The organism is Duganella sp. Leaf126, assembly GCF_001423125.1.
Taxonomy (GTDB): domain Bacteria; phylum Pseudomonadota; class Gammaproteobacteria; order Burkholderiales; family Burkholderiaceae_D; genus Rugamonas.
This window is the reverse complement of the sequence record NZ_LMNW01000025.1, coordinates 1-2,157: the sequence shown is the minus strand read 5'-3', so window position 1 is coordinate 2,157 and position 2,157 is coordinate 1. Positions and strand designations below refer to the sequence as shown.

Sequence of the window (2,157 nt, the reverse complement as noted above, 5' to 3'; positions counted from 1 at the left end):
GCGCCTGCTTGGGTCTTGGCGGCGACGGGTCCATCAAATTCGAGGCGGGATTTGGCACGATCGGGGAATTTTTCAAATGCTTGGCTTATCATCTGAAGCGGCTGGATTATCACAAAATTGGTGACATTATTGAGGCAGACGCATACGAACTTTACTGCAAAGTCAAGTACTTGATCATTTCCACGGGCAGCCGAGTAGAAGATTTCGTAAATAAGAGTGTGGACTCCATCGCATACGAATTTCAAAACGCGGCAGAAAAAATAGATGCTGCAATCAAGTCTGGCACTGAAGCAGGGCAGGAATTCTTACAACGTATTCGTAGGGAGTTGGAAAACGAAACCGCTAGCTGGCTTAGCTACGCCCCGCCGGAGGTCTCAGCACAAATTGCTAGACAGATCGCCGCAGCAGGGAGCAGTATTAATCCGTCCATGCGTGCAGATGCACCCATGTTAATGGCAAAGTTACTCGAGGCGCCGCAAACAATCAATCATTTGAACACTATCGCAGAGCGAATGACGCCAGTTATGGGTGATAAGCAGGATGCCGCGGCAGGCTTTGCCTCTATCAATTCTTGTATGCAGGGTACGCAATACGAAGGACGCTTGAGGAATGCAGAGCAACGGCTGGCCCAGGCAGAACCACTACTGAGTCAACCGTTTCTTTGGAATAGCTCTCCCGAGTTTATTACTGCAAAGCATGCAATTGAACATGCCATGTATGCTTGACTATATCACCTACCAGAGCGAACACAGCGGAACGCGTTGCCAGCAAAGTGCGAATACATGGTGAAGGGGATCTCTCTAATTGACTCCTTTTTCCCGTCTGCAGGATAGAGGGTCCAAGTCCCTTGTGGGGGATTCTCACTTTGCGGCCATCGTTTAAATGTCATAGCGCTGTGGTCGCTGCCAGTCCATCCTCTCGCGACATGTTGGGTGCCGCTCGCTGGTCCGGTTGGATTTTTTCTCGCAGAATTGCTGTAGTAATTTTTGTCATACCAGTCATGCACCCATTCATGTATCCCTGCACTCATATTATAAATACCCGCAGAATTTGGTGGAAATGTCCCTACCGCGATCATTCCCCCCGCAGCTTTTCTTTGATCATAAGACGGTAAATTCCTCCCAGGTTCAGACTGACCATTATCTGTGGGGTATACATGACGTTTACCTCCACTGCGAGCAGCATATTCCCATTGCGCTTCAGTAGGTAGAGCATATGGCTTCCCGGTTTGCTCCGCCAACCACGCACAATAGTCACTTGCACCTTGCCAAGTCACACCAGCTGGGTTGTTCGGCTTTCTATATTGCTGAACAGCCTTGGCTTGGTTGATTCGTGGCAGCTGCCGGGCCGCAGTAAATACGTCAAACTCTGCATACGTCACTGGATATTTGCTGATAAAAAAACTATCGAGCGTCACTTTGTGTAAAGGCTTGGAGTCGGGTGACCCGTCGAACGGCAGCCCACCTTTATTAACCTCGGAGCCCCAGTCACCCATATCAAAAGTCCCACCTTTTAAAAAAACCAGGTTCTCCTGAGTTTTGGCANCCGTCGAACGGCAGCCCACCTTTATTAACCTCGGAGCCCCAGTCACCCATATCAAAAGTCCCACCTTTTAAAAAAACCAGGTTCTCCTGAGTTTTGGCAAGAAAAGCCTTGATAACTTGCKTACTGGGGACTGCATCTCGCAAGTTCCCATCCGGCATGGTCTCAACAGCGCTAGCGCTCGCTCCGCCAGGCGCCTGCGCCAGTGCGAGGGAGCTTCCGAGCGGCTGAAGCAGAGTGAGCAATGTAAAGCTGACGGATAGCGGAATATGTCGCATTACTTTCCTATTTACAGAGTGAATGAACGAGATAATTATCCCATGGATGCCAAGTTAAGNTGAGCAATGTAAAGCTGACGGATAGCGGAATATGTCGCATTACTTTCCTATTTACAGAGTGAATGAACGAGATAATTATCCCATGGATGCCAAGTTAAGTTAGTTCCGTTACAGCACACCTATACATCCTATTTCACATACGCCCTATGTTCAAGACTTGCCTTACGGACACCGGCGCACCCGGCGACGATCGCGCCGGCACCTGGGTACGCGTGGCCACGCCGATGGCGCCGATCGCCGGCGCCAACTGGGGCAGCAACGCCCTGCCCCGCGTCGG

2 protein-coding genes are annotated in these 2,157 nt (G+C 50.4%); one reads left to right on the top strand and one right to left on the bottom strand.

All coding sequences use genetic code 11. The annotated features are described in order from the left end of the window. Nucleotides 1–725 (top strand): hypothetical protein (locus ASF61_RS23615; RefSeq protein ID WP_229205846.1); only part of this gene is annotated, 725 nt, incomplete at its 5' end. A gap of 5 nt (nucleotides 726–730) precedes the next feature. Here ASF61_RS23615 and ASF61_RS24620 read toward each other — a convergent pair. Then, complete coding sequence (locus ASF61_RS24620) at nucleotides 731–1,525, bottom strand: formylglycine-generating enzyme family protein (RefSeq protein WP_373994548.1); 795 nt, start codon at nucleotides 1,523–1,525, stop codon at nucleotides 731–733. Nucleotides 1,526–2,157 lie beyond the last annotated feature (632 nt).